Consider the following 25341-nt stretch of genomic DNA (forward strand, 5'->3'; position numbering starts at 1 on the left):
GCGCCGCCCCCACGTTTCCCCCCGCCCCTCACCCCGGCCCGGCGCGGGGGGGGGGGCGGGTGTCCCCCCCGGACCCGCAACGGGGGGGGGGCCCCGGCCCCCCGCCCCCCGACGCCGTTTCTCGTGTTGTGTCTGCGGGTGCTTCGTGGCTTGTCGCGCAGTTCCCCGCGCCCCTTACGGGGCGCCCTCGTTCAGGGGCTTGAAAGGTGGAGGGCGGCTGGCTCCGTTTGTGCGGGGATCGATGGCAGGAAGTCCTCCGAAGGCGCCTCGTCCCGTGGTGAGCGGGTGAGTACGACCACTCCGTACGCCGCGAGCGCCGCGCCCCCCGCCGCGAGGAACAGACCGGCCACGCCGCCCTGCAGGCGTTCGCCGAGCAGCGTCAGGCCGATCGCCGCGGCGGCCAGTGGATTGGCCAGGGTGACTACCGCGAGCGGTGCGCCCAGGCCCCCGCGGTAGGCGGTCTGGGAGAGGAAGAGGCCGCCCACGGCGAACGCGGCGACGAGCAGCGCCACGACGACCACCTGTGGGCTGAACAGTGGCCCCGAGTGGTCCGTCGCGGCGACCGTCACGGTCTGGGTGAGCGCCGATGCGACGCCCGACGCGAACCCGGAAGCGGTCGCGTGCCGCAGCCCCGGCCGGGTGCCCGGCCGCGAGAGCACCCCGATGACCGCCATGGTGACGCCCGCCACGGCCAGCGCCTCCGGCAGCTTCAGGGTGTCGTCGGGGGCGGGCCCGGACGCGGTCAGGAGCAGCGCGCCGAGCCCGATAAGCGTGAGCCCCGTGCCGCGCCACTCCAGGCGGGTGACCCGTCGCCCCGCGAGCCGCGCGCCCAGCGGCACGGCCGCGACCAGCGTGAGCGCGCCGAGCGGCTGCACCAGGGTGAGCGGCCCGTACTTCAGGGCCGCCACGTGCAGGAGTGCCGCGGAGGCGTTGAGCCCGACCGACGACCACCAGGGGCCGCTTGCCAGCAGGCGCAGCCCGCCGTTGCCGCTGTCCGCGATGCGCGACGCGAGCCGTTCCTGGGCCACGGCGGCGGTGGCGTACGCGGCGGCGGAGATGAGCGAGAGCGCGACGGCGATGAGCGTGGCGTTCACCGCCCGGCCCCCGAGGCGGCCGGCTCACGCGCGGGTGCGTGCCGTCGTACGACGAGCGAGCGGCCGGGACCCGGCAGCCTGATCACGGCGAGCGCGATCCCGAGGAGCGCGGTCGCCGCGAAGGCGTCGAGCCAGTAGTGATTGGCGGTCCCGACGACCACGAGCAGGGTGATCAGCGGATGCAGCAGCCACAGCCACCGCCACCGTGACGACGTCGCGGCGACAAGACCGACGGCGAGCATCAGCGCCCACCCGAAGTGCAGGGACGGCATCGCCGCGAACTGGTTGGCCATCGAGTCCGTCTGCGGGGCCGCGCCGTACACCGTCGGCCCGTACACCTGCCCGGTGTCCACGAGCCCCGCCGCGTCCAGCATCCGGGGCGGCGCGAGCGGGAAGGTGAGGTGCAGCACGAGCGCGGCCGCGGTCAGCGCGGCGAGCACCCGCCGGCTCCATACGTAGTGCCGGGGCCGCCGCAGATAGAGCCAGACCAGGAACAGCGCGGTCGCCGGGAAGTGCACGGTCGCGTAGTAGGTGTTCGCGATGTGCACCAGGGTGTCGCTGCCGAGCAGCACGTCCTGGACGGCGCCCTCGCCGGGCAGCTGCAGGGTGCGCTCGGCGTCCCAGACGTGATGGGCGTTGCGGAAGGCCTCACCGGTGTGACCGTTGGCCAGCTGCCTGCCGAATTTGTAGACGAGAAAGAGTCCTACGACGAGGAGGAGCTCGCGGACGAGGGGCGGTCGGGCAGATGTGTCCGGCTCCCGGACGGCTATGTCCGGTTCCCTTTCGGCAGGCTCGGTTCGGGATTCCATCCCCCGGCCCCTTTACGTGACGACTGGGTGGTGCGGGTAGTGAGTGAGGGATCGCCCCACACATCGATACGCCAGTGTACCGATACGGGAGTGTACCGATACGACCCCGTACCGGTACACTGGCGTATCGATAGGGTCGACGAAGCCGCAGGCCGGTGAAGACGCCGCATCGAGGAGAAGAGTCATGACGTCGCGGGACCAGGCAGCAGACACAGTGACAGCGGACCCCGGGGGCTCGCCGCGCCGGTCCAAGATCACGCCCGAGCGTGAGCAGGAGTTCTACGACGCCGTCCTCGACCAGCTCCGTGAGTGCGGATACGACGCCGTGACCATGGAGGGCGTGGCCGCGAGCACCCGCTGCAGCAAGTCCACGCTCTACCGCCAGTGGAAGACCAAGCCCCAGTTCGTGGCCGCCGCGCTGCGCGCCAACCGGTGCGTCCGTTTCGCGGGCATCGACACCGGCACGCTCGCGGGTGATCTGCGCGAGGCGGCGCGGGCCGCGGGGGAGTGGTCGAGCCGCGACTCGATGCTGGTGCAGGCGCTCAGCCACGCGGTCCTGCAGGACGAGGACCTGCGCGACGCGCTGCGGGAAGCGCTGGTCGAGCCCGAGACCCAGGCCTTGGACGAGCTGGTCGCCCGCGGCGTGGCACGGGGCGAGATCGACGCGGACCACCCGGCGACGCGGTTCATCACGGCCCAGCTCATCGGCGTGGTCCGGGCCCGGCCGGTCCTGGAGGGCAAGTACGCGGACGAGGAGTATCTGGCGCGCTTCGTGGAGGCGTGCGTACTCCCCGCCCTGGGGCTCACCGACCCCGGCTGATCGTGGACCGGGGCCCGATGGATGACGGGCCCCGATCTGCCTGCGCCGCGCCACACCGTGGGGACGGGGGTGGCGTGGCCCCCGCCGGGGCGGGCCGGAACCATGCGTGGTTCCGGCCCGCCCCGGCCAAGACTCCCCGGGGCGGCGCCAAGCGCGTCACACTTCCTGGCCGCTGCCGCCTCCGCCGCCGGGCGCGGCCTTGATCCCCCTGGTGATCTCGTCCATCACGGTCAGCTTCGGGGACTTCTCGTTGACGTCGATGCCGAAGCGCACGATGACGATCGTGGACTTGTCGGCGGGCGAGGGGAACGCGAGCGACTGGACGTACCCGTCGTCGCTCTTCTCCGTGACCGCCTTCCAGCGGACGAGATAGCCCTTCTGACCCGCGACGGTGACGGCCTTCGAGGCCAACTCCTTGTGCGAGGTGACCTTTCCGTAGGTCTTTCCGCCGTACGACTGCTCGGCGTTCACGGAGATGTCGGCCTTGGCGGCCGCCTCCGCCGTCTTGGCCTCGACCTTGAACCGCTCGGCGGGCCCCGAGTACGCGCCGCCCCGGCTGCAGGTCTTGGAGGGCTCCCTGGGGCAGGGATAGGACCCCGTCGTCACCGCGGCACCGCCGCCCGCGGCAACGCCGGTCCAGCCGTCGGGCACAGGAAGGCTGATGCCGCTGAAGATGTCGGTGGCGTACCCCTCCTCGCCGGGCGGCGCGGCGGACGGCCCGCCCGGGGGCTCCGACGACTCCGGGGCCTTCGGCTCCTGGGGCGTGCCGGGTTCCGAAGGGGCCGCCGGGGAGGGCGACTTGGCGACGCTTTCACTGCCTCCGCCACCGTCGTCATCGGAGGTGAGGAAGTACACGCCGCCGCCGATGCCCGCGAGAACGACGACGGCGATGCCTATGGCTATGGCCGTGCGGAAGCCGCGACGAGAGGCGGTCTGCCCCGGATAGGCCGGGTAGTTGGGGTACGTGCCCCCCGGTGCGCCGGGCGCGTAGGCAGGCGGCGCCTCACCAAATCCGGCGGCGGCACCCACCGCCCGTACCTGGTCCGTCCATACGTTTCCGTCCCACCAACGCTCGGTGCGGGGACCGTCAGCTGACTGTCCGGGGTCGGGGTACCAGCCGGGAGGGGTTACCTGGGTCATGGGCGTCAGGGTATGAGGGTTTGGTTAGAGCTGGATGAGAGGGGTCGGGGCGGGGGCCCTGGCGGGGCTACTGGGTGGCGCGGCGGCGGGCTTCGGCGGCGTCGGCGGGGGCTTCGGCGAGGTCGAAGGCCACGGCGGCATCCAGCCATGCGGTGCGGGCACGGGTGGCGTCGGCGGTGGCCTCCAGGGCCTTGGCGAGTTCGGCCAGGGTCTGGCCCGTGCCGTACCGGTCCTCGAATTCAAGGCAGGTCTCCAGCGCCTCGGAGAGCGCCTCGACGGCTTCGGCCGCCCGGCCCGTGATGCGCAGCGTGACACCGAGGTTGTGCCAGGCCCTGCCTTCGCCGTACCGGTCACCGATGGTCTGGTGCAGGCGCAGGGCGTCGTTGTGGGCGCTGATGGCCTCCTCGTACCGTTCGACCTGCGCCAGCGCGTTGCCCAGGTGGTCCAAGGCGTAGGCCTCGCCGTTGCGGTCGTTGGTGGCCTTGCACAGCTCGCCGGCGCGAAGGTGGGCGTCGATGGCCTCCTCGTGGCGGTCGGCGGCGCTCAGGCTGTTGCCCAGGTTGTCCCATGCCATGCCCTCGCCATTGAGGCTGCCGATGGCCTGGTAGACCTCGCGAGCACGGGTGCCCGCTTCGATGGCCTCCTCCAGCTGCCCCGTCTCGCGAAGCGAGAACCCGAGGCTGTTCCACGCCGCGGCCTCCTGGGTTCGCAGGCCTGTGCGGATCGCGGACCGCACCGCGCACCGGCTGACGGTGATCAAGTCCTCGTAGTAGCGCCGCCAGTCCAGGAAGGACCGCAGGGCCAGGGAGAGGTCATGGGTGGTCAGTCCGTCCCGGTCGTCGTCGACCCACTGTGCGGCGGCCACCAGATTGGCCCGTTCCGCGTCCAGCCACCTGAGGGCTGCCGTACGCCCGTCGAACAACTCCGGGACAGGATCGTCCGGCAGCCGCTCCAGATGGTCCCGAGCGGCTTTCGTCCAGCGTCCGTAGAAGCGCAACAGGCGCCCTCGGGCCTCCACCACCGACGCCGCGTCCTCGGCCATCAGGCTCATCCCGTACGCCCGTACCAAGTCGTGCATCCGCCACGACGGGACGCCGGAGGTCGATCCGGGCACGGGGGTGACGAAATGGGCGGCGGCCAGGTCCTCCAGCATGGAGGCGACCGTGTCGGGCTCAAGTCCGGCCAGCGCCGCGGCCGCTTCGGTGCCGACCTGCGCGGTCGGTGCGATCGACAGGACCCGCAACAACAGGGCCTGCGGGGCCGGCAGCCGCCCGTACGACACGTCGAAGACCGGACGCAGTGCGAGCACGTCGGTCGGATCGGCGGCGTCCCGGATCTCCTCGACCAGCGAGGCGATGCCGCGATACCGCCGCTTGCGCAGCATCGACGCGGCGATCTGCAGCGCGAGGGGATGATGCCCGCACACCGCGGCGAGTTCACGCAGCGCGCCGGGCTCGCGGTTCGGGCGGTCGTCCCGGTCGTCGCTCAGGCGCAGCGCGAGCGTCAGCAGATCGGCGGCCGCGTCCGGCGCAAGCGTGTCCAGGCCGATCAGCCGGGCGGGAAGGTCGGTCAGCCGGTCACGGGAGGTGACAAGGACGCGGTGCTGCCCCGCGCCGACCCCCGGCAGCAGCGCGGTGATCTGCGCGGGGTCGGACGCGTTGTCCAGCAGGATCAGCATCGGCTGCCGCTCCCTGGCCAGGAGCGTCCGGTACAGGGCGTACTGCGCCGCCGTGGTCTGGGGAAGCCGGGCGCCGCGCACCCCCAGCGCGTCGAGCAGCGCGAGCACCGCCTGGTCCGCGGTGACCGGATTGTCGTCGTACCCGCGAAGGTCGACGAAGAGCGTGCCGCCGGGGAACCAGCCTTCGGCGTCCGCCAGTTGGGCCGCGTACAGGGCGAGCGACGTCTTCCCGATGCCGCCGAGGCCGGAGACCGCGCAGATGACGACGGGAAGACCCGTGTCCACACCGGCCGGGTCGAGCACCGGAAGCAACCGCTCCAAGTCGCCGTCCCTGCCGGTGAATCCGGCGGGCGGCGCGGGCAGCGAGGCGGTGGCGATCGGAACCGGCCCGTGGTGGTGGTTGTGCTGGTGCAGGCCGCCCTCGACCTTGCCTATGACGCTGTCGTTGAAGGTCCCGCCCCCGAAGTCGGCGTGATCGCCGCTGTACGCAGTGGTCACGGGATCACGCCCCCGGGCCGTTCACGGTCTTCCCGGTCACGGGCCCGTGAAAGGTGCCGTGGCTGAAGTCGATGTGGTCACCGCCGTACTGCCGAGGGGGCGAGGCCTCGGCGGGCGGGAGGCCTGGGGCCTGGGGGGCCACCATCTCGCGGACGACCGCCACGGCGGCCGCGGCCGCGTTGCCCGCGGCCAGCCCCTGACTCCCCGAGGCGTCGCACGCGGCCTTGCCGGGATTGGCCTTGTCGCTGATCCCGCGAATGATCAGCGCCCCCAACTCCCCGGTGAGATGCGCCGCGTGAGCGACGCCGCTGCCCTCCATCTCGATGGCGACGGCGTCGTTGTAGTGGGTCCGCAGATGCTCGGCGACCGCCGATGACGCGTCGGCGAGGACCACGTCCCCCACGGCGATCGGCTTGAAGCGCGCCTGACCCCGCAACGCTTCCCGTGCCGTCTGCTCAAGGCCGTGCGGCGCCCGCCACGCCTCGGGGCGCACGAGGAATCCCTCGGGCGTCTGCTTGCCGCCGTGGATGCCGTACACCTTGGTCGCGACGACGACATCCCCGATCTCGATGTCGTCCTTCAGACCGCCCGCCACGCCCACGAAGAGCACCGCCCGCGGCTCCAGCCACGTGGCCACACGCTCGGTGACCGCGGCCGCGGTCAGGGTCCCCTCGCCGATCTCCAACAGGGCGATGTGCCAAGGGCTTCCGGGCAGCGGCCCGCGCACCGCACGGGTGCCGAAGCGCGGGTGGACGAGCTTCTCGACCTGGGGGAGATGGCTCCGCACGGCGGCGTACTCCAGCGGGAGCGCGGTGAGCACGGCCACGGTGGGTGGTGTCTGCGGCATGTGCCTAAAGTACTGCCGTTCAGGGCGCGCGGGACCCAGGACGCGGTGACGGCGCGTGTCCACAAGTGCCCCTGCCACTCAGCGAGTTACCCCGTCCACCACCAGTCGCACCGGCCCCACGGACACCGCCTCGGGAAGGCGCAGGCCGCGCCGCCCCGGAGTGATCGAACCCAGTACGCTCGCGTGCCGCGCTCCCGTGCTCCGCGGAACCGTCCCGGCAAGCCCGTGCGCGGTCAGGAAGCCAAGCACCGCGAAGGCGTACGCCTCTTTCGCCGCGGACGGCAGTCCGAGCTCGTCGGAGGTGCGCACGGGGATGTCGCCCAACTCGGCCCGCAGAAAGGCCATCAGCGTCGGATTGCGAGTGCCGCCGCCGGAGGCGATGACCTCGGAGGCGCCGGCCGAACGCACGGCGTCGGCGACCGTGCGGGCGGTCAGCAGGGTGAGGGTCGCGACGACGTCCTCGGGGGCGAGCGCCTCGTACCCGGAGAGCGCCGCCCGCAGATAGGGCAGATGGAAGAGCTCCTTGCCTGTGGTCTTCGGGGCGGGCCTGGCGTAGTAGGGCTCGGCGAGCAGCTCGGCCAGGAGCTTCTCGTCGACCGTGCCGCGCGCGGCCATCTCGCCGTCGAGGTCGCAGCCGAGCCGCTCCCGCGTGAGGTCGCGCACCGCCGCGTCGATGAGGGCGTTGGCGGGTCCTGTGTCGAACGCGGTGCCGTCCGGGGCGGTGATGTTGGCGATGCCGCCCAGGTTCACCGCGGTGGGGGCGCCCGGCCGGCCGCGCAGCCACATCTGGTCGACGACGCTGACCAAGGGTGCGCCCTGGCCGCCCGCGGCGATGTCGCGGGGGCGGAAGTCGGCGACCACGGGGAGCCCGGTGGCCTCGGCGATCCACGCGGGCTGCCCGATCTGCAGCGTGCCGTGCACCCGGCCTTCCTCGACCCAGTGGTAGACGGTCTGGCCGTGCGATGCGACCAACTCGGCCTGCCCGTCGCACAGTTCGCGGTCCGCCTCGGCCGCCGCGGCGGCGAACGCCTGGCCGATGCGGGTGTCCAGGCGGCAGACCTCCGCAAGCGTGGTCGCTGCGGGCGGCAGCGCCGCGGCGAGCGCCGCCCGCAGCGCCTCGTCATAGCCGCGCGTGATGAGCCCCAGCGGGGTGAGCACCAGACGATCGCCTTCGATCGTCAGGTCGGCCGCAGCGGCGTCGATGGCGTCGTACGAAGTCCCCGACATCAGCCCGATTACGCGCACGTGCTGCCCCTCTCGCTCTCCTCACCAGTGCGTTTGATCATCGCAGCGTGATGCAGTGCGCGCACTCGTACGTACGATCCAGTTCGGCGGCCGGGCGTGGCGCCTTGCCCTGTCCGCCGAGGATGCGGCGATCCGCGCACGGGGGCAGCGGTGCGCGAACCTGACCTGTAATCCCATGTCGGCGGCCGGATCTCACCCGTCCGATGCCAGCACCCGTGCCCGGCACGCGGCGGGATCGCCCCACGCGGTGCGCAGCGCACGGGCCTTGGTCAGCCACAGGGAGAGGTCGTACTCCGCCGTGTAGCCGATCGCTCCGTGGAGTTGGAGTGCCGCGCGGGCGGCGGCGTACGCGGCTTCGCCCGTCGCGACCTTCGCGGCGGCCACATCGGCGGTGTCCATCGTCAGCGCCGCGCCGTACAGCAGCGGGCGGGCGAATTCGAGGCCTGTCAGGACGTCGGCGAGGCGGTGCTTGACGGCCTGGAAGCCGCCTATCGGTGTGCCGAACTGGGTGCGCTGCTTGACGTACGCGACGGTCCTGTCGAGGAGCGCGAGCCCCACGCCGAGCGCCTGTGCGGCCGTGGCGAGCGAGGCCCAGTTCGCCGCGTGGCGGGCGGCGGCGGTCACCGAGGGGCCCGATGCGAGGAGTTCACCGGTGGGGTGGAGGCGGGCGAGGCGGCGTGCCGGGTCCAAGGAGCGGCCCACGCGCGCGTGCCCGGACGCGAGGCGCAGTTCTCCCTCCGTGACGATCAGCGGCAGCGTCGCCGCGTCCGCGTCCAGCGCGAAAGGACCGCCCTCGGGGAGCGTGAGCGTCGCCATGGCGTCTCCCGATGCCAGGGGCGGAAGCAGCCGCTTGGCGGGCTCCGCGTCGCCGAGGCCGGCGAGACGGGCGAGGAGCGCGGCCGCCGCCACCGTCTCGACCACCGGTCCGGGCACGGCATGACGGCCCAGCTCGACGAACGCCACGGCCACTTCGACCGGGAGCGGGCCCACCCCCTCGTACTCCTCGGGGGCGGCGAGCGCGAACACGCCCGCGTCCGCGAGCCGTCCCCACACGGCGCGCCCCGGCGCGTGGTCCCCGGCGGCCCAGGCCCGGGCGGCCGCCGGTGTGCCGGCCGCCGTCAGCATCGCGTCCAGCGAGCGCGCGAACTCGCGCTGCTCGGCGTCGAGGAGGAACCTCATCAGCGGCGTCCCTTCGGCAGGCCGAGCAGCCGCTCGGCGATGATGTCGCGCTGGATCTCGTTCGTGCCCGCGTAGATCGGCCCGGCGAGCGAGAAGACATACCCCTCGGCCCACTCGCCGCCGTCGGCCGCTCGGCCCTCCATCAACTGGCCCCCCAACAACTCGCCCTCCGCGCCCAGGAGATCGAGCGCCGTCTCGTGCAGCGCGATGTCGTACTCGGACCAGAAGACCTTGTTCAGGCTCGACTCGGCGCCGATCGTCTCGCCCGCCGCGAAGCGCGAGGCGTTGGCCCAGGTGAAGAGCTGGTAGGCACGGGCGCCGATCACGGCGTCGGCCACCCGGTCGCGCAGCGCCGTGTCCGCCGGGTCGCCGTGCGCGCGCCACTCCCGCACCAGACGCTCGGCCGATGCGACGAAGCGGCCGGGGGAGCGCAGCGTCAGACCCCGTTCGTTGCCCGTCGTCGACATGGCGATGCGCCAGCCCTGGCCGGGCTCACCGATCACATCCTCGTCCGGTACGAAGACGTCGTCGAGGAAGAGCTCGGCGAACGCGGGCTTGCCGTCGAGGCGGCCGATGGGGCGGACGGTCACGCCGTCCGCGTCGAGCGGGAACATCAGATACGTCAGGCCCCGGTGCGGCTTGCCCTCTTCGGTCCCGGACGGATCGCTGCGGAACAGGCCGAACGCGCGGTCGGCGAACGCGGCCCGCGACGACCAGGTCTTCTGCCCGCTGATCAGCCAACCGCCGTCCGTGCGGCGGGCGGTGGAGCGCAGTGATGCGAGGTCCGAGCCGGACTCGGGCTCCGACCAGGCCTGCGCCCAGATCACCTCGCCGCTCGCCATCGGCGGCAGGATCCGCGCGCGCTGCTCGGCCGTGCCGAAGTCGAAGAGGGTCGGCGCGAGGAGATTGATGCCGTTCTGCGAGACCCGGCCGGGGCCGCCCGCCGCGAAGTACTCCTCCTCGAAGATCAGCCACTTGACGATGTCGACGCCCTGCCCGCCGTACTCCTCGGGCCAGGAGACCACCGACCAGCGGTCGGCCGCGAGCTCGTGCTCCCAGGCGCGGTGCGCGGCGAAGCCCTCCGCCGTCTCCAGCGACGGCAGTGGCCCGGCCGGCACGTGCGCGCCGAGCCAGGCGCGTGCCCGCTGCCTGAAATCCCCTTCTCCGGCGGTGAAGTCGAGGTCCATCAGTGGCCCACCTCTTCAGTTCCTCTTCGGTTCTGCGGTCGGTTCTTTCCCGGCACTCTTCCCTAACAAGTGTTTGGTAGATTACCTTGAAGGGAGTCAGCCGTCGAGAGTGAACCGTCGAGAGCGAAGAAGGGGGCCGCGCATGGACGCGCCCGAGTACGTGCCGGGACACGGTCTGCTCGCGGGCCGCACGGCCGTCATCACCGCCGCGGCAGGAGCGGGCATCGGCGGAGCCACCGCGCGCCGTTTCCTGGAGGAGGGTGCGCGCATCGTCATCGGCGACGCCCACCCGCGCCGCACGAAGGAGGCGGTGGCGGCGCTCGCCGGGGAGTTCGGCGCCGACCGCGTCGACGGCACGCCCTGCGACGTCACGGACGAGGCCCAAGTGCAGGCCCTCTACGACCTGGCCGAGCAGCGCCATGGCGGTCTGGACGTCGTCGTGAACAACGCGGGGCTGGGGGGCACCGCCGAGCTGACCGAGATGACCGATGAGCAGTGGGACAAGGTCATCGACGTGACGTTGAACGGCACCTTCCGCTCCACCCGGGCCGCCCTGCGCCGGATGCGGGCCGCCGAGCGGGGCGGCGTGATCGTGAACAACGCGTCGGTCCTCGGCTGGCGCGCCCAGGCGGGCCAGGCGCACTACGCCGCGGCGAAGGCCGGCGTCATGGCGCTCACCCGCTGCGCCGCCATCGAGGCCGCTCCCCACGGGATACGGATCAATGCCGTCTCGCCCAGCCTCGCCATGCACCCGCACCTCGCGAAGGTCACCTCCCCCGAGCTGCTCGACGAGCTCACCGCGCGTGAGGCGTTCGGGCGGTATGCCGAGCCCTGGGAGATAGCCAACGTCATCGTCTTCCTGGCCAGTGAGTACTCCTCGTACATGACGGGGGAGACGGTCTCGGTCAGCAACCAGCACGCCTAGGCGGAGAATGACCGTGTGTCGAAACCGAAGCAGAGCAGCACCACAGCACCGAAGCAGAGCAGCACTACAAAGAAGCAGGTCAACACCACCAAGAAGAAGGCCCCGGTGAGCCCCTCACCCGAGCGTCGAGGCGAGCTCCTTGCCATCGCCGCCGACGTCTTCGCCGAACAGGGGTACAACGCGACCACGGTCCGCAAGATCGCGGACGCCGCCGGCATGCTCGCCGGCAGCCTCTACTACCACTTCGACTCCAAGGAGTCGATGCTCGAAGAGATCCTCTCCACCTTCCTCACCGAGCTGTGGGACGGGTACGACACCGTGCTCCAGTCGCAGCTCGGCCCCCGCGAGACGCTCGAGGCGCTCGTCACCGAGTCCTTCCGGGAGATCGACCGGCATCGCGCCGCCGTCGCCATCTACCAGAAGGAGTCCAAGCAGCTGGTCGCGCAGGAGCGCTTCCAGTACCTGGCCGACTCGCAGCAGCGCTTCGAGAAGGCGTGGCTGACGACGCTTGAGCGGGGCGTCGCGGAGCACGTCTTCCGCGACGACCTGGACATCCGGCTCGCCTACCGCTTCGTGCGCGACACCGTCTGGGTCGCCGCGTCCTGGTACCGCCCCGGCGGAGGCCACAGCCCCGAGGAGATCGCCCGCCAGTACCTCTCGATGGTCCTTGACGGCATCTCCGTACGCACGTAGAGCGCGCGTCGTCGACCGACGACCGCACCGACCGAGGAGCACGAGGAGTACGCAGTCATGGCCGAGGCCTACATCGTCGAAGCGGTCCGCACCCCCGTCGGCAGGCGCAAGGGAGGCCTCTCGGCCGTCCACCCCGCCGACCTGGGAGCCCATGTCCTGAAGGCACTTGTCGAGCGCACGGGCGTCGACCCGGCCGCCGTCGAGGACGTCGTCTTCGGCTGTCTGGACACGGTCGGCCCGCAGGCGGGCGACATCGCCCGCACCAGCTGGCTCGCGGCCGGACTGCCCGAAGAGGTGCCCGGCGTGACGATCGACCGGCAGTGCGGCTCCTCGCAGCAGGCCGTGCACTTCGCGGCACAGGGCGTCCTGTCCGGCACCCAGGAGCTCGTCGTCGCGGGCGGCACGCAGAACATGTCGATGATCCCCATCGCCTTCGCGTCCCGGCAGGCCGCCGAGCCGCTTGGCCTCACCGAAGGCCCCTACGCGGGCAGCGAGGGCTGGCGCGCCCGGTACGGCGACCGGCCCGTCAACCAGTTCCACGGCGCCCAGCTCATCGCCGAGAAGTGGGGCATATCCCGCCGCGACATGGAGGAGTTCGCGCTCCGCTCGCACCAGCGGGCGATCCGTGCGATCGACGAGGGCCGCTTCGACCGCGAACTCGTCGCCCATGGAGGGGTGACCACCGACGAGGGCCCGCGCCGCGACACGACCCTGGAGAAGATGGCGGGCCTCAAGCCCGTCCTGGACGACGGCACCATCACCGCCGCCTGCTCCTCGCAGGTCTCGGACGGCGCGGCCGCCATGCTCATCGCGAGCGAACGGGCCGTGCGGGAACACGGGTTGACGCCCAGGGCCCGTATCCACCACCTCTCGGTGCGCGGCGAGGACCCCATCCGCATGCTGTCCGCGCCGATCCCCGCCACGGCGTACGCGCTCAAGAAGACCGGCATGAGCATCGACGACATCGACCTCGTCGAGATCAACGAAGCGTTCGCGCCGGTCGTCCTCGCCTGGTTGAAGGAGACCGGGGCCGACCCGGACAAGGTCAATGTCAACGGCGGTGCGATAGCCCTCGGTCACCCCCTCGGCGCGACGGGCGTCAAACTGATGACGACACTCCTGTACGAACTGGAGCGAACCGGCGGCCGGTTCGGCCTCCAGACCATGTGCGAAGGCGGCGGTCAGGCGAACGTGACCATCATCGAACGGCTCTGACGGCGTCCAGCCCCGGCCCGACTCTCACCCCTTGCGGCGGTTGCTGCCCGGACCCCGCACCGAGAGACCCACTACCCCGCTAGTCTCGAGGTCTGTACGTCGATTGAGCGACCTCAGGAGGTAGCGCGATGACGCAGGGACGGCCCGGAGGAGCCACCTGGGCCCCGCTGTGGGAGCGCGACGCGGAACTCGCGGCGGCCGCACGGGCCGTGGACGAGCTGTGCTCCGACTCGATGACGGCCGGCGGACTGCTCGTCTTCCGCGGCGAGGCGGGCATCGGCAAGACGGCACTGCTGACCGAGGTGCGCCGGATCGCGGAGGGACGGGCCACGGTCTGGTCCGCGCGCGGCGGTGAGACCGTCACCTCCGTCCCCTTCAACGTCGTACGACAACTGCTTGCGCCGGCGCTTGTCTCCCTCACGCCCGACGAGGCCCGGGAGTATCTCGGCGACTGGTACGAGATCGCGGGCCCCGCGCTCGGCATAGCCGAGCCGGGCGGCGTCCAGGCCGACCCGCAGGGCGTGTGCGACGGCCTGGTCGAGGCGGTCGCACGCCTGGCGGGACTGCACTGGCCGCTCGTCCTGATCATCGACGACGCGCACTGGGCCGACCAGGAGACCCTGCACTGGCTGGCCGCGTTCTCCCAGCGCCTCGCCGAACTGCCGGTCCTGGTCGTGGTCGCCCACCGGCCGGACGAGGCCAGGGGCGACAGCGCACGCCACCTCGCGGCGGTCGGCGCGGCGTCCGGTCCCTCGACGGTCCTGCGGGCGCTCACCCCCGAGGCCGCGGCCGGACTCACCCGCGCCACCCTCGGCGAGCACGCCGACGCCCCGTTCTGCCGCGAGGTGTGGGCGGTCACCGGCGGCAATCCGTACGAATCCGTGGAACTGCTCGCCAAGGTGCAGGACAGCGAGCTCGAACCGGTCGAGGGCTCCGCGGACGAACTGCGCGCCCTGAACCGGTCGGCGCGCGGCCGCGGCCTCGTCGCCCGCCTCGAAGGCCTCGGCACGGACGTCACACGGTTCGCGTGGGCGGCCGCGATCCTCGGCGCCGCGATCCCCCTCGACCTCGCCGCCTCGCTCGCCGGGCTGACGCACGAGTCGGCCCAGCGGTGCGCGGAGCGACTGCGCGCGGCCCGCATCCTGCTCGGCGACGACCAGGGCATGGAGTTCGTCCACCCGCTGATCGCCAGCACCGTCTACCGCTCGATCCCGCCCGCGACGCGCACCGCGATGCACGGCCAGGCCGCCTGGGCCGTCACGCTGTCGGGCCGTGGCGCGGCGGCCGCCTCCCGGCACCTCCTCGAAGTGCACCCGGACGACGACCCCGAACTGGTCGAGCAGTTGCGCCACGCCGCGGCCGAGCATCTCGCGGTCGGCGCGCCGGACGCCGCCCGCCGCTGTCTGGAGCGGGCCCTGCGGGAACCGCCGCTGCCCGAGAACCACGCGCGCGTGCTCTACGAACTGGGCTGCGCCACCCTGCTCACCTCGCCCGCCACGACCATCCGCCATCTCAGAGAGGCGCTGCACACGCCGGGGCTCGACCGCACGCTGAGAGTGGACGCGGTCTGCCGGCTGTCCCAAGCCCTGGTGCACAACGACCAGTTGGAGGAGGCGCTGCGCGTCGTCGACGCCGAGGCCGCGCGCCTGGAGCCGGGCCCCGACCGGATGCGGTTGCAGGGCGTCCACTACATGTGGGAGGGCATCCACGCCGGCGAGGAGGACGCGACGGGCCGCTCACGCCGGCTTGCCGCGCTCGCCGGACCGCTGCCGGGACGCGACAACTCCGAGCGCGCCCTGCTGATCCTGCGCGCCTTCGACGCCATGACCCGCGGGGAGAACGCGGAGGAGATCGTCGAACTCTGCGACCGCTCCCTCGTCAACGGCCGCCTCGCGCCCGGCCTCGGCTGGACCGACACCGAGTGGGGCTTCGAGCTCCTGATGATGCTGGGCAGCGCCTACATCTTCACCGACCGGCTCGACCGCGCCGAGAGCCTCTTCGCGGAGGCGGTCCGCGCCTATGAGACCGCGGGCTGGAGCGGCGGCCACCTGGCGCTCGCCAAGGCCTGGGTCGGCCTGGTGCACCGCAGGCGTGGGCGCCTCAAGGAGGCGGAGGCCTCGCTGCGGGACAGCCTGCGCCTTGCCGACCGGGTCGGCAGCGGTCTGCCGATGCACTGGGACGCGGCGTGCATGCTCATCGACACGCTGCTCGCGCGCGGCAAGGTCGACGAGGCACAGGACGTCGCCGAACGCTACGGCATCGCGCCGCCCTACCCGTCCACGATCTTCGTGCCCGACATCCACTCCGTGCGCGGCCGTCTGCTGATCGCCGTGGGGCAGCGGACCGAAGGCGTCAACGAACTGGAGGTCGCCGCGAAGGCGTCGAACGCACGCGGCCGCTACAACACGATCGTCGCGCCCTGGGCGCACGACCTGGCCCGCGCGCTGGCCTCGGACGATCCGCGGCGTGCCGCCGAACTGGCCGCGGACGCGCGGGTCCAGGCGGAGCTGTTCGGCACGGAGACGGCGATCGGGGAGGCGCTGCGGTGCGCGGCGTCCCTGGAGAGCGGGCAGCGGGCGGTCGACCTGTACGCGCGAGCGGTCGCCTGCCTGGAGGCTTCGCCGTGCGCGTACGAAGCATGCGGTGGCCCGGGTCGAGTACGGGATCGCGGCGGGAGCCGCCAGTGAGCTGGCGCGGGGGCTTGCCCTGGCCGACGCGTGCGGGGCGGACGGTCTGGTCGCGCGGGCACGGGCGTCGTTGGCGGTGGCCGGGGTGTGAGGGGGCCGGTGGCGCTACGGGTGGCCGTAGATCACCGGCTCCGCCGAGTTCGTCCTCAAACTCCCCCAAGCTCTTAAGGAGCAGGGGGGACCCCCTCGACGGGCTGGATCTGTCCCGCCGGGCTGAGAGCTCAGCCCGTGCCGGGGAAGTCCTTCCCCAAGCGCCCCGTCACCTCTGCCGCCTCCTCCACGATCCGCGCGATCAACTCCTCACACGAGGGCAGGTCTTCGATGACCCCCGCCACCTGCCCGGAGGCCATCACCCCCGCCTCAGGGTGGCCGTCCACCATCGCCGCCTTCAGCATCATCGGCGTATTCGCCGCCAGCAGTATCTGACTCCACGTCAGGCCCTTGCCGTGCCGCATGGCCATGCCGTCCCGGACCATCTCCCCCCACCCCATCCCGGACAGCTTGCGGAACGCCGCCGCATGGCGCACCGCCCGCGTCAGCGACGACAGACGGCCGGACTTCTCGAGGGCGGCCACCAGGTCCGTGCGCAGCATGCGATGGGGGAGGCCGTCCACCCGGGTCGTCACCGTGACGTCCTTGACCGATGCCGCCAAGTAGCGCGCCTTCACCGCGTCCGGGACCGTCGAGTCCGAGGTCAGCAGGAAGCGCGTGCCCATCGCGACGCCCGCCGCGCCGTACGCGAGCGCGGCGACGAGCCCCCGTCCGTCGTAGAAGCCACCCGCGGCGATCACCGGGATGTCCACCGTGTCCACGACCTGCGGCAGCAGCACCGTGGACGCCACTTCCCCGGTGTGCCCGCCGCCCTCGCCGCCCTGCACCACGACCGCGTCCGCGCCCCACGCGGCGACCTTCTCCGCGTGCCGCCGCGCGCCGATGGACGGGATGACGACGACCCCGGCGTCCTTCAGCTCGGCTATCAGTTCCTTCGACGGGGCCAGGGCGAAGGACGCGACCCGTACCCCTTCCTCGACGATGATGCGTACGCGGTCCCGCGCGTCGGCCGCGTCGGCGCGCAGGTTGACCCCGAACGGCTCGTCCGTACGGGACTTGACCTCCCGGACGGCGGAGCGCAGCTGGTCGACGGTCATCGTGGCGGAGGCCAGGATCCCCAGGGCGCCCGCGTTCGCCGTCGCGGAGACCAGGCGGGGGCCTGCCACCCACCCCATGCCGGTCTGCACGATCGGGTGGCGGACACCGACCAGCCTGGTCAGCGCCGTCTCCATGGTCGCCGGTCCTGGGGTCATGCGCGCACCTCGCGGTCCCGCAGGCCGCGCGGGTCCACCACGTCCCGGATCAGCCGCAGTTCCTCCGCCGACGGCTCGCGCGTGGACGGGACGTCGTCCGGAACATGCAGGGCGAAGCCCGTCGCCTCCCGCACCTGATCGACCGTCACCCCCGGGTGCAGCGAGACGATGCGCATCGCGTGGTCCGGCGTCGAGAAGTCGAAGACGCCGAGGTCCGACACGACCCGGCGCAGATCGTGGTAGCGCGTCGCGGCGGGTCCTGCCGCCGCCGCGCTGTCGAAGCCCACCCCGCTGATCATGTCGACCTTCTCGACGAAGACGCGCGTCGAGTGCCGCGGGATCCAGTAACTCACCGGATTGTTGAGGGTGTTGACCGGCGCGCCGCGCACCCCGAGCAGCTGGCGCTTGGGCCGGTCCCAGTCGCCGATGCAGGAGATGTTCTGGTTGCCGAAGCGGTCGATCTGGCTCGCGCCCATCATCACGTGACGCCGGCCGCCCATCACCATCGTCAGGTGTTTGCGGTACGGCAGCCAGCCCTCCGTCACCGTGGACGGCGCCCCCACGGCGGGAACGTCGCCGATCAGCAGCGCCTCCCCGTCCGTGAGCAGCAGATCCGGCGAGAAGGTCAGCTTCGCAAGGCGGGCCCCGATCGACGGCACCGTGCCCATCGGCGATGCGAGGACCTCGCCCGCGTCCCGCCAGGCCTCGGCGCAGGCGATCACGCAGTACTCGGCGCGGGTGACGGCGGTCGCGGCGGGCGTCGCCGATTCGGTCTGCGTCATCGCTGCTCCTTGTGCCAGGTCTGGACGGCCGTCTGGTAGTCCCGCTCGGTGCCGGAGAGGAAGCGGTCCTGGAACGCCCGCCAGGCGTCCGGGTCGCCGGCCGCGGTGGCGTACGCCTTCTGGAAGGGCTCGTCCCGGCCGTAGTCCGGCACGCACGATGTGAAGTGCGCCCCCTTCGGCGTCTCGGTCACCCCCGTCACCGCGTGCCGCGAGATCAGCATCGTCTGCGGCGCCGCGTGCTCGGTGAGCGCGCTCGACTCGACGATCCGCTCGCACGACACATACGCGGTGTCGGCCGCCTCGCAGAACAGGTCGTCGAAGTACGGATCGGGGCCCAGATACTGGGCGTTGCCCAGGCGGTCCGCGCGGTTCATGTGCACAAGGGCCGCGTCCATCCGCAGGGCGGGCACCGCCACCAGCTCCTCCCCGTCCTCGTACGGCGAAGTGACCGTACGCAGCTGGGGGTTGACCCGCAGGACGTCCGAGCCGAGGCCCGCGCGGATCGGCAGGAACGGCAGCCGCTGGGCGCCCGCCGTCAGGCCCTGCATGAACATCGCCTCGTCCAGCTCGACGAGTTCGAAGGCGGCACGCTCGCGTGCCGCCCGGAAATGCGGCTCCAGCGGGATCGAGTCGAGCGTCGTGAACGCCGTCACCAGCTTGCGGATCCGTCCGGCCGCTGCGAGCAGGCCGATGTCAGGACCGCCGTACGCGACGACCGTGAGGTCCGTGACCTCGGACCGCAACAGCGCCCGCACCAGCGCCATCGGCTTGCGGCGCGAGCCCCAGCCGCCGATGCCGAGCGTCATCCCGCTCCGCAGCCGCCCCACGATCTCGTCGGGCGTCATGGTCTTGTCCGTCATGCCCTGCCCTTCTCATCCGTCTCGTCTTGCGTCTCGTCCTTCGCTCCGAAGCCTTCGCGGACGCGGTCGGCCAGGCCGCTCAAGTTCGCCTCGAAGGTGAAGCCCTGCTCGAAGCGGTAGCTCCGGTGCACGTCGACGGGGTCGATGCCGTTGATCGCGGCCTTGGCGAAGCGGAGCAGCGTCCCGTCCTTCCGGGCGATCTCCCGCGCCAACTCCAGGGCCGCATCGCGCAGTTCCGCGCGTGGGACCACCCGCCACACGGAGCCGTGCGCATGCAGTTCGGCGGCGGTCGCCGTGCGCGAGGTGTAGTACAGGGCGCGCATCAGGTGCTGCGGCACCAGGCGGGCGAGGTGCGTGGCGGCGCCGAGCGCGCCGCGGTCCAGCTCGGGCAGGCCGAAGGTGGCGTCGTCGCTCGCCACGATCGCGTCCGCGTTGCCCACGAGCCCGATGCCGCCGCCCAGGCAGAAGCCGTGCACCGCCGCGACGACCGGCACCTCGCACTCGTACACCGCAGAAAACGCTTCGTAGCACCCGCGGTTGGCGCCTATCAGTGCGCTGTGCCCGCTGTCGCGCTGCATCTCCTTGATGTCCACGCCCGCGTTGAAACCGCGGCCCTCCGCGGCAAGGACCACACAGCGGGTCCCGGAATCCCGGCCCGCCTCGCGCACGGCGGCCGCCAGGTCGTACCAACCGCGCACAGGCAGGGCGTTGACGGGTGGGAAGTCGACGGTGACAACGGCCACGCCCTTGTCCGGGCTCGAGGTGGAGACAGACATCAGAGGATCCGCTACCTTTCAACCAGGCGCTTTCAATCAAACATTTGTTAGTTGGAAAGGTAGCAGCGATGACTGACACGCGACAGGGTGTGCCACCGGCCGGGCGGCACGGCGCGGGGCAGGTGGTCGTCGTCACCGGTGGCACCCGGGGCGTCGGAGCCGGCATCGCGCGCAGCTTCCTCGCCGCCGGCGCGCACGTCGTCGTCTGCGCCCGCAGGCCGCCGGAGAGCCCGGTCGAAGCGGGCGGCGCGGCAGCCGAGTTCCGCCCTCTCGATCTGCGCGACCCGGAGGCCGCGCGCACCTTCTTCGCCGATGTGGCCGCCGATCACGGCCGGTTGGACGTGCTGGTGAACAACGCGGGCGGTTCACCCTTCGGGCTGCTCGCCGATGCGTCACCGACCCGCCAGGCCAAGATCGTCGAACTCAACCTGCTGGCCCCGTTGTACGCGTCTCTCGCGGCGTACGAGGTGATGCGCGCGCAGCGTCCCGCGGGCGGCAGCATCACGATGATCGGGAGCGTGAGCGGCACGCGGCCCTCGCCCGGCACCGGCGCGTACGGAGCGGCGAAGGCGGGCCTGGAGAACCTGGCAAGCACCATGGCCGTCGAATGGGCCCCCACGGTGCGGGTGAACACCGTCGTCCTCGGCCTCGCCCGGACCGAGAGCGCCCATCTGCACTACGGCGACGAGGCCGGCATCGCGGAGGTCGCCCGCACGGTCCCGCTCGGACGGCTCGCCGAACCGTCGGACGCCGGGGACGCGTGCGTCTTCCTCGCCTCCGAGGGCGCGCGCTACATCAGCGGTGCGGCGCTGCGTCTGCACGGCGGCGGTGAGCGCCCGGCGTTCCTCGATGCGGCGTCCGCGAACAAGCAGCCATCAGCAAGGGAAAGGGTTTCCGAATGACTGCCAGGAACGGGATCTGCGAGGGCCGTGTCGTGATCGTCACGGGCGCGGGGCGCGGCCTTGGGCGGGCGCACGCGCGCGCGTACGCCGCCGAGGGCGCGAAGGTCGTCGTGAACGACCTCGGTGTGGGGCCCGACGGCTCCGGGGCGTCCGGCGGGCCCGCGCACGACGTCGTCGCGGAGATCCGCGCGGCGGGCGGCGAGGCCGTCGCGCACGGCGGTGACATCGCCACGTCGGAGGGGGCGGCGTCCCTGGTCGCGGCCGCCGTCGACACGTACGGCGGCCTTGACGCCCTGGTGAACAATGCGGGGTTCCTGCGTGACCGGATGCTGGTGAACCTGGACGAGGACGACTGGGACGCCGTCATGCGCGTCCACCTGAAGGGCCACTTCCTGCCGCTGAAGCACGCGGCGGCGTACTGGCGCGCCGAGGCGAAGGCCGGGCGTGCGCGGCACGCGTGCGTGGTCAACACCAGCTCCGGGGCGGGCCTTCTGGGCAGCGTCGGCCAGGGGAACTACAGCGCCGCCAAGGCCGGGATACTGGGCCTCACCATGGTCGCCGCCGCCGAATTCGGCTCCTACGGAGTACGGGTGAACGCGATCGCGCCGGCCGCGCGGACGCGGATGACGGAGTCGACCTTCGCCGAGACCATGGCCGCGCCCGAGGGCGGAGGCTTCGACGCGATGGCCCCGGAGAACGTGTCACCGCTCGTGGTCTGGCTCGGCTCCGAGGCATCGGACGGTGTCACCGGGCGGGTGTTCGAGGCCGAGGCGGGGCGCATCACCGTGATGGAGGGGTGGCGGCCGGGGCCAAGCGCCGACAAGGGGGCGCGGTGGAGTCCGGAGGAGGCGGGGGAGGCGACGCGGAAGTTGCTCTCGCGGGCGGAGGTGCCTCAGCCGGTGTATGGGGCGAGGTAGGGGTGGTCGCCCGAAACCGGGGCTCCGCCCCAGACCCCGTACAAGATGGCCTCAAACGCAGGCCGGGCTGAAACCAATCAGCCCGTCCGGCGTTTGAGGACGAACTCGGCGAAGCCGGTGACAGACGGTCACCTAGATTCCGGAGGCGACCTTCACCGGCTCAGTGCCATCAGAACTGTGCCGCGCAGCCCAGTTCTCCAGCGACGTCCGGCACGCGTGATCCAGATGCCGAAGCCCCGTGAGGTCCAGCTCGATCGGCCGGTCCTGGGGCAGCGCCTCCAGCGCGTCGAGCAGCTTCGGCAGCCGCAGGAACGTGGCATTGCCGGACAGGTGCGCCCGGATCGGCCCGGCGCCCTTGTCGACGACCTCCACGTGCACATGGGACGTCTCCCACGCCGTCTTGATGACGGCGAGGGCGAGGCCGATGAGGACGCCCTCGAACATGCTCACCGAGACGATCGCCACGGCCGTCACGGCCAGCACGACCGCCTCGCCACGGTGCTCACGCCACAGCTGCGCCAACTGCCGTACGGGAACCAGCTTGCAGCTCGCGTGCACGAGGACACCGGCGAGCGCGGCGACCGGGATGAGACCGAGCGCGGCGGGCAGCAGCGCGGCGAAGAGCAGCAGCCACACGCCGTGCAGGACGCGGGACGCCTTGGTCCGCGCGCCCGCCTGCACATTGGCCGCGCTGCGCACGATGACGGCGGTCATCGGCAGCGCGCCGAGCAGTCCGCACACGGTGTTGCCCGCGCCCTGGGCCATCAGTTCCTTGTCGTACGACGTACGCGGACCGTCGTGCAGCCGGTCCACCGCGGCCGCGCTGAACAGGCTCTCCGCGGAGGCGATCAGGGCGAAGGCGAGCACGGTGCCGATGGCGCCGACTCCGGCCAGTTCGCCGAAGGCAGCGGCGTCCGGCAGCTGGACCGCCTCGACGAGCCCCTGCACCTCGACCGTGGCCACGGGCAGCGAGAAGAGCAGCGAGGCGCCCGTGGCGAGCGCGACGGCGGCGAGCGGCGCGGGCACCACGCGGGCCTTGGCGGGGAGCCTGCGCCACAGCACGAGGACAGCGACGGAGCCCGCGCCGAGCCCGAAGGCGGTCAGCGCGCGCCCCGAGCCGACGATGTCGGTGAGCAGCCCGGGAAGGCCGGCGATCTTGCCGAGCCCGCTCGCGGGGGCTTCGAGGTCCGCCATGGCGTACAACTGCCCGGCGATCAGGACGAGTCCGATGCCGGCGAGCATCCCCTCGACGACGGCCACGGAGATGGCCCGGAAGAAGCGGCCGAGCCGCAGCGCGCCCATGGCGAGCTGGAGGATCCCGGCGGCGAACACGAGGGCGCCGAGCGCCGCGATGCCGAACTCCTGGACGGCTTCGAAGACGAGGACGGTGAGTCCGGCGGCGGGGCCGCTCACCTGGAGGCTGCTGCCGGGAAGGAGGCCGGTGACGATGCCGCCGACGATGCCGGTGATCAGGCCGAGTTCGGCGGGTACCCCCGAGGCGACGGCCACGCCGACACACAGCGGAAGTGCGACGAGGAAGACGACTACGGAGGCGGCGAGATCGTGCCGCGCGTCGCCCGGGGACCGGAAGAGCGAGCGGGCGCGATCGAGTGGAGAGGCAGGGGATTGGTGCATGTCGATGACTCCTGAGCGCCGTGGGGGGCGCATCGGTGTGACGTGGACGTGTTGGTTCCGGCGAGTACGTGCGGTCGGCTCACGCGCGCGTGGCGCCCGGATGGGCCACGCGCGTGGACGTCGTCGTGCGGGAGAGGCCGATCAGCAGCGGAAGACCTGGAGGAGCGCCGGTAGTTCGCGACCCGCGGGTCTTGACTCGGCGTAGGCGGAGACGGCCGGGCGCTGCGCGCGCGTGGCGCCGTCCGGGGACGTGACGGTCCTGGTGTCGGCGCGCACGACGGAGTCGGGGGTGAGGTCGCGGCAGTTGGGGCGGCCGCGGGCCCGGAAGTGCTCGGAGGTCTCTTCGGGGTCCGTTTCGTCGCCGCAGTGCGCGTAGGGCGCGGCGGCCGCTGCCGTGCGGGACTCCGTGCCGGACGCGGGTTCGTTGACCCCGTGCGCGAAGAACTGGACGATCACCATGACCACGGCGATCAGCGCCGCGGGCAGCGCCCCTCGGCGTATTCCGGCTCCCGTCACAGTGGCAAAGTCCTCACGTGGCTGCGTAACTCGCATCGTCTCCACGTAACTTAACCTGCGTATGTGTCACCCGGGTGACCTGGTGGTGACATGACGCGATAGTCACCCGTCGATCGTGCGTACGTGGCGCATTTGCGCCGGGCACGGCCCTGGGGCCGTGCCCGGCACCGTTCAGTGGGCGTGCGGTCCGCCCGTCATCTGCGGCTTCCCGCGCGGTACGAGCACGAAGGTGGCGGCCGTGCTGACCGCGGCCGCGACGGCGCACACCAGGAACGCGTTCGCGAATCCGCCGCTCGTCCCGCCCTCGATGCCGGACGCGGCCACCGTGGAGACGACGGCGACGCCCACCGAGCCGCCCACTTCGTGGAAGGTGTTCACCACGCCGGACGCGACGCCCGCCTCCTCGGGGTCGATGAACCCAAGCGCGGTGGTCGTGGCCGCGACGAACACCGAGCCGAGTCCCAGTGCCGCCACGGACATGCCCGGCGCCACGACCGCCCACGTGCTGCCGTCAGGGCCGACGCCGGTGAGCAGGCCGGTGCCGGCCGCGGCGAGCGCGAGCCCCACCGCCGCCGTGGCCCGCGCCCCCGCCCGGCCCACGAACTGCCCGCCCAGGTGCGCGCCGACCGCCGTGGCGACGGCGACCGGAAGGAACAGCACCCCGGTCCTGAGGGCGCTGTGGCCGCGTACCTCCTGAAGAAACACGGACCCCAGGAAGAACAGCGAGATCAGCAGGGCGGTGGCGACCAGCATCAGATACGAGCCCACGACGACCGGCCGGCGCCGGAGCACCGCCAGGTCGATCAGCGGTGTGCGCTGGACGCGCTCGACGGCGACGAACACTCCGTACAGCGCCGCCGCGACGGCCACCGGAATCAGCGTCCGGGGATGCGACCAGCCCGTGTCGCCCGCCGCGACCAGGCCGTAGATCAGCGCCCCCGTACCGACGGTGACCAGGAGCGCACCCGGTACGTCCAGACGGGCGGGCCGGGGTGTGCGGGCGGGGACGACGGTGGGCAGGGCGAGCAACAGGGCTGCCCCTATGGGCACGTTGACGTAGAAGATCCACTCCCAGCCCGGGCCGTCGGTCAGGATCCCGCCGAGCAGGACGCCGAACGCCGCGCCCGCGCCGCCGATCGCCGCCCAGACACCGAGCGCGCGATGGCGGTCCCGGCCGTGGAAGGAGGTGGTGACGATCGCGAGGGCGGCCGGGGAGAGCAGCGCGGCGCCGATGCCCTGCGCGGTGCGTCCCGCGAGGAGCGTCGTCGCGTCCGACGCGAGCCCGGTGACGAGCGAGGCGACCGTGAAGAGGGCGAGCCCGGCGAGCAGGGGGCGGCGCGCCCCGAGGACGTCGGCGAGCCGCCCGCCGAGCAGCATCAGTCCGCCGAAACACAGGGTGTACGTCGTGACGACCCAGGTCAGGGCGGTTCGGTCGAGGTCGAGGCCGGCGGCCATGCTCGGCAGCGCGACATTCACGACGGTGGCGTCGAGCACCAGCATGAACTGGGCCAGGCAGAGGAGTGTGAGCGCCGTCCAGGGGCGTCGGCCCGTCGGCGGCGGGGATGCCGTGTGGTGCGCGGCGGCCGGGGGCGGGTGGGGATGCGTCATGGCGAGTCCTGACCTGTAGGCGTG

General features: G+C 72.3%; 21 protein-coding genes and 1 pseudogene. 7 read left to right on the forward strand and 15 right to left on the reverse strand.

Annotation, left to right across the window (positions count from 1 at the left end; all coding sequences use genetic code 11):
- Positions 1 to 191 precede the first annotated feature (191 nt).
- Positions 192 to 1094 carry a DMT family transporter gene (locus AB0G47_RS39000; protein ID WP_360780233.1) on the reverse strand — a complete coding sequence of 301 codons (903 nt, stop codon included), beginning with the start codon at positions 1092 to 1094 and terminating at the stop codon, positions 192 to 194.
- Positions 1091 to 1903: a phosphatase PAP2 family protein gene (locus tag AB0G47_RS39005; RefSeq protein ID WP_360780236.1), complete on the reverse strand. Its 813-nt coding sequence runs from the start codon at positions 1901 to 1903 to the stop codon at positions 1091 to 1093. The genes AB0G47_RS39000 and AB0G47_RS39005 overlap by 4 nt, the downstream gene beginning before the upstream one ends.
- A 184-nt stretch (positions 1904 to 2087) precedes the next feature.
- Between AB0G47_RS39005 and AB0G47_RS39010 the strand changes: the two genes are divergently transcribed.
- A complete protein-coding gene (locus AB0G47_RS39010) occupies positions 2088 to 2723 on the forward strand; it encodes a TetR/AcrR family transcriptional regulator (protein WP_360780239.1) in 636 nt (211 codons plus the stop codon).
- Between the two features lie 156 nt (positions 2724 to 2879).
- Here the strand turns inward: AB0G47_RS39010 and AB0G47_RS39015 are convergent, their stop codons facing one another.
- The 6 genes from AB0G47_RS39015 to AB0G47_RS39040 all read right to left on the reverse strand — a co-directional run bounded on the left by AB0G47_RS39015 (position 2880) and on the right by AB0G47_RS39040 (position 10497).
- Positions 2880 to 3863 (reverse strand): DUF2510 domain-containing protein, encoded by a 984-nt coding sequence (locus AB0G47_RS39015; RefSeq protein ID WP_360780240.1) that lies wholly within the window; start codon positions 3861 to 3863, stop codon positions 2880 to 2882.
- 67 nt (positions 3864 to 3930) lie between these two features.
- Positions 3931 to 6039, reverse strand: a complete 2109-nt coding sequence (locus AB0G47_RS39020) for a tetratricopeptide repeat protein (protein ID WP_360780241.1) — start codon at positions 6037 to 6039, stop codon at positions 3931 to 3933.
- A gap of 4 nt (positions 6040 to 6043) precedes the next feature.
- Entirely contained in the window at positions 6044 to 6886 is an 843-nt protein-coding gene (locus AB0G47_RS39025; RefSeq protein WP_360780244.1) for a 5'-methylthioadenosine/S-adenosylhomocysteine nucleosidase, read from the reverse strand.
- Positions 6887 to 6964: 78 nt separating this feature from the next.
- Complete coding sequence (locus AB0G47_RS39030) at positions 6965 to 8131, reverse strand: anhydro-N-acetylmuramic acid kinase (RefSeq protein WP_360780247.1); 1167 nt, start codon at positions 8129 to 8131, stop codon at positions 6965 to 6967.
- Positions 8132 to 8323: 192 nt separating this feature from the next.
- Complete coding sequence (locus AB0G47_RS39035) at positions 8324 to 9310, reverse strand: acyl-CoA dehydrogenase family protein (RefSeq protein ID WP_360780251.1); 987 nt, start codon at positions 9308 to 9310, stop codon at positions 8324 to 8326.
- A complete protein-coding gene (locus AB0G47_RS39040) occupies positions 9310 to 10497 on the reverse strand; it encodes an acyl-CoA dehydrogenase family protein (RefSeq protein ID WP_360780253.1) in 1188 nt (395 codons plus the stop codon). Before AB0G47_RS39040 ends, AB0G47_RS39035 begins: the two co-directional genes overlap by 1 nt.
- Positions 10498 to 10639: 142 nt before the next feature.
- On the opposite strand from AB0G47_RS39040, the gene AB0G47_RS39045 reads away from it, so the two are divergent.
- The 4 genes and pseudogenes from AB0G47_RS39045 (at position 10640) to AB0G47_RS39060 (ending at position 16108) form a co-directional block, all read left to right on the forward strand.
- The gene (locus AB0G47_RS39045) at positions 10640 to 11422 is read left to right on the forward strand and encodes an SDR family oxidoreductase (RefSeq protein WP_360780256.1); all 783 of its coding nucleotides are present in this window, start codon (positions 10640 to 10642) and stop codon (positions 11420 to 11422) included.
- Between the two features lie 105 nt (positions 11423 to 11527).
- Positions 11528 to 12115 carry a TetR/AcrR family transcriptional regulator gene (locus tag AB0G47_RS39050; RefSeq protein ID WP_360780402.1) on the forward strand — a complete coding sequence of 196 codons (588 nt, stop codon included), beginning with the start codon at positions 11528 to 11530 and terminating at the stop codon, positions 12113 to 12115.
- Between the two features lie 57 nt (positions 12116 to 12172).
- Entirely contained in the window at positions 12173 to 13330 is a 1158-nt protein-coding gene (locus AB0G47_RS39055) for an acetyl-CoA C-acetyltransferase (RefSeq protein WP_360780259.1), read from the forward strand.
- Between the two features lie 128 nt (positions 13331 to 13458).
- Positions 13459 to 16108, forward strand: a pseudogene (locus tag AB0G47_RS39060) (AAA family ATPase).
- Between the two features lie 130 nt (positions 16109 to 16238).
- Here the strand turns inward: AB0G47_RS39060 and AB0G47_RS39065 are convergent.
- The 4 genes from AB0G47_RS39065 to AB0G47_RS39080 are packed head-to-tail and all read right to left on the reverse strand — an operon-like array spanning position 16239 to position 19739.
- Positions 16239 to 17300, reverse strand: coding sequence for a nitronate monooxygenase (locus AB0G47_RS39065; protein WP_360780405.1), 1062 nt, complete (start codon positions 17298 to 17300; stop codon positions 16239 to 16241).
- 17 nt (positions 17301 to 17317) lie between these two features.
- Complete coding sequence (locus AB0G47_RS39070) at positions 17318 to 18103, reverse strand: CoA-transferase (protein WP_360780262.1); 786 nt, start codon at positions 18101 to 18103, stop codon at positions 17318 to 17320.
- On the reverse strand, positions 18100 to 18963 hold the full coding sequence (locus AB0G47_RS39075) for a CoA-transferase (protein ID WP_360780265.1): 864 nt from the start codon (positions 18961 to 18963) through the stop codon (positions 18100 to 18102). Before AB0G47_RS39075 ends, AB0G47_RS39070 begins: the two co-directional genes overlap by 4 nt.
- Entirely contained in the window at positions 18960 to 19739 is a 780-nt protein-coding gene (locus AB0G47_RS39080) for an enoyl-CoA hydratase family protein (RefSeq protein WP_360780268.1), read from the reverse strand. The genes AB0G47_RS39075 and AB0G47_RS39080 overlap by 4 nt, the downstream gene beginning before the upstream one ends.
- Before the next feature lie 68 nt (positions 19740 to 19807).
- On the opposite strand from AB0G47_RS39080, the gene AB0G47_RS39085 reads away from it, so the two are divergent.
- Both AB0G47_RS39085 and AB0G47_RS39090 read left to right on the forward strand, forming a co-directional pair.
- Positions 19808 to 20641: an SDR family oxidoreductase gene (locus tag AB0G47_RS39085; protein WP_360780270.1), complete on the forward strand. Its 834-nt coding sequence runs from the start codon at positions 19808 to 19810 to the stop codon at positions 20639 to 20641.
- Entirely contained in the window at positions 20638 to 21558 is a 921-nt protein-coding gene (locus tag AB0G47_RS39090; protein WP_360780273.1) for an SDR family oxidoreductase, read from the forward strand. Before AB0G47_RS39085 ends, AB0G47_RS39090 begins: the two co-directional genes overlap by 4 nt.
- Positions 21559 to 21690: 132 nt before the next feature.
- Here the strand turns inward: AB0G47_RS39090 and AB0G47_RS39095 are convergent, their stop codons facing one another.
- The 3 genes from AB0G47_RS39095 to AB0G47_RS39105 form a co-directional block, all read right to left on the reverse strand.
- Complete coding sequence (locus AB0G47_RS39095; RefSeq protein WP_360780276.1) at positions 21691 to 23193, reverse strand: SulP family inorganic anion transporter; 1503 nt, start codon at positions 23191 to 23193, stop codon at positions 21691 to 21693.
- Between the two features lie 141 nt (positions 23194 to 23334).
- Positions 23335 to 23709 carry a hypothetical protein gene (locus AB0G47_RS39100; protein WP_360780279.1) on the reverse strand — a complete coding sequence of 125 codons (375 nt, stop codon included), beginning with the start codon at positions 23707 to 23709 and terminating at the stop codon, positions 23335 to 23337.
- A gap of 171 nt (positions 23710 to 23880) precedes the next feature.
- The gene (locus AB0G47_RS39105) at positions 23881 to 25317 is read right to left on the reverse strand and encodes a DHA2 family efflux MFS transporter permease subunit (protein ID WP_360780281.1); all 1437 of its coding nucleotides are present in this window, start codon (positions 25315 to 25317) and stop codon (positions 23881 to 23883) included.
- Between the last annotated feature and the right edge of the window lie 24 nt (positions 25318 to 25341).

This window comes from Streptomyces sp. NPDC021622, assembly GCF_040640795.1.
Classification (GTDB): domain Bacteria; phylum Actinomycetota; class Actinomycetes; order Streptomycetales; family Streptomycetaceae; genus Streptomyces.

Excerpts from the sequence above, each read along its gene's own strand:
- AB0G47_RS39075 (WP_360780265.1), bottom strand. The coding sequence starts at position 18,963 with ATGACGGACAAGACCATGACGCCCGACGAGATCGTGGGGCGGCTGCGG.
- AB0G47_RS39005 (WP_360780236.1), bottom strand. The coding sequence starts at position 1,903 with ATGGAATCCCGAACCGAGCCTGCCGAAAGGGAACCGGACATAGCCGTC.
- AB0G47_RS39090 (WP_360780273.1), top strand. The coding sequence starts at position 20,638 with ATGACTGCCAGGAACGGGATCTGCGAGGGCCGTGTCGTGATCGTCACG.
- AB0G47_RS39080 (WP_360780268.1), bottom strand. The coding sequence starts at position 19,739 with ATGTCTGTCTCCACCTCGAGCCCGGACAAGGGCGTGGCCGTTGTCACC.
- AB0G47_RS39070 (WP_360780262.1), bottom strand. The coding sequence starts at position 18,103 with ATGACGCAGACCGAATCGGCGACGCCCGCCGCGACCGCCGTCACCCGC.
- AB0G47_RS39085 (WP_360780270.1), top strand. The coding sequence starts at position 19,808 with ATGACTGACACGCGACAGGGTGTGCCACCGGCCGGGCGGCACGGCGCG.
- AB0G47_RS39095 (WP_360780276.1), bottom strand. The coding sequence starts at position 23,193 with ATGCACCAATCCCCTGCCTCTCCACTCGATCGCGCCCGCTCGCTCTTC.
- AB0G47_RS39025 (WP_360780244.1), bottom strand. The coding sequence starts at position 6,886 with ATGCCGCAGACACCACCCACCGTGGCCGTGCTCACCGCGCTCCCGCTG.
- AB0G47_RS39045 (WP_360780256.1), top strand. The coding sequence starts at position 10,640 with ATGGACGCGCCCGAGTACGTGCCGGGACACGGTCTGCTCGCGGGCCGC.
- AB0G47_RS39035 (WP_360780251.1), bottom strand. The coding sequence starts at position 9,310 with ATGAGGTTCCTCCTCGACGCCGAGCAGCGCGAGTTCGCGCGCTCGCTG.
- AB0G47_RS39010 (WP_360780239.1), top strand. The coding sequence starts at position 2,088 with ATGACGTCGCGGGACCAGGCAGCAGACACAGTGACAGCGGACCCCGGG.
- AB0G47_RS39040 (WP_360780253.1), bottom strand. The coding sequence starts at position 10,497 with ATGGACCTCGACTTCACCGCCGGAGAAGGGGATTTCAGGCAGCGGGCA.
- AB0G47_RS39055 (WP_360780259.1), top strand. The coding sequence starts at position 12,173 with ATGGCCGAGGCCTACATCGTCGAAGCGGTCCGCACCCCCGTCGGCAGG.
- AB0G47_RS39065 (WP_360780405.1), bottom strand. The coding sequence starts at position 17,300 with ATGGAGACGGCGCTGACCAGGCTGGTCGGTGTCCGCCACCCGATCGTG.
- AB0G47_RS39105 (WP_360780281.1), bottom strand. The coding sequence starts at position 25,317 with ATGACGCATCCCCACCCGCCCCCGGCCGCCGCGCACCACACGGCATCC.
- AB0G47_RS39015 (WP_360780240.1), bottom strand. The coding sequence starts at position 3,863 with ATGACCCAGGTAACCCCTCCCGGCTGGTACCCCGACCCCGGACAGTCA.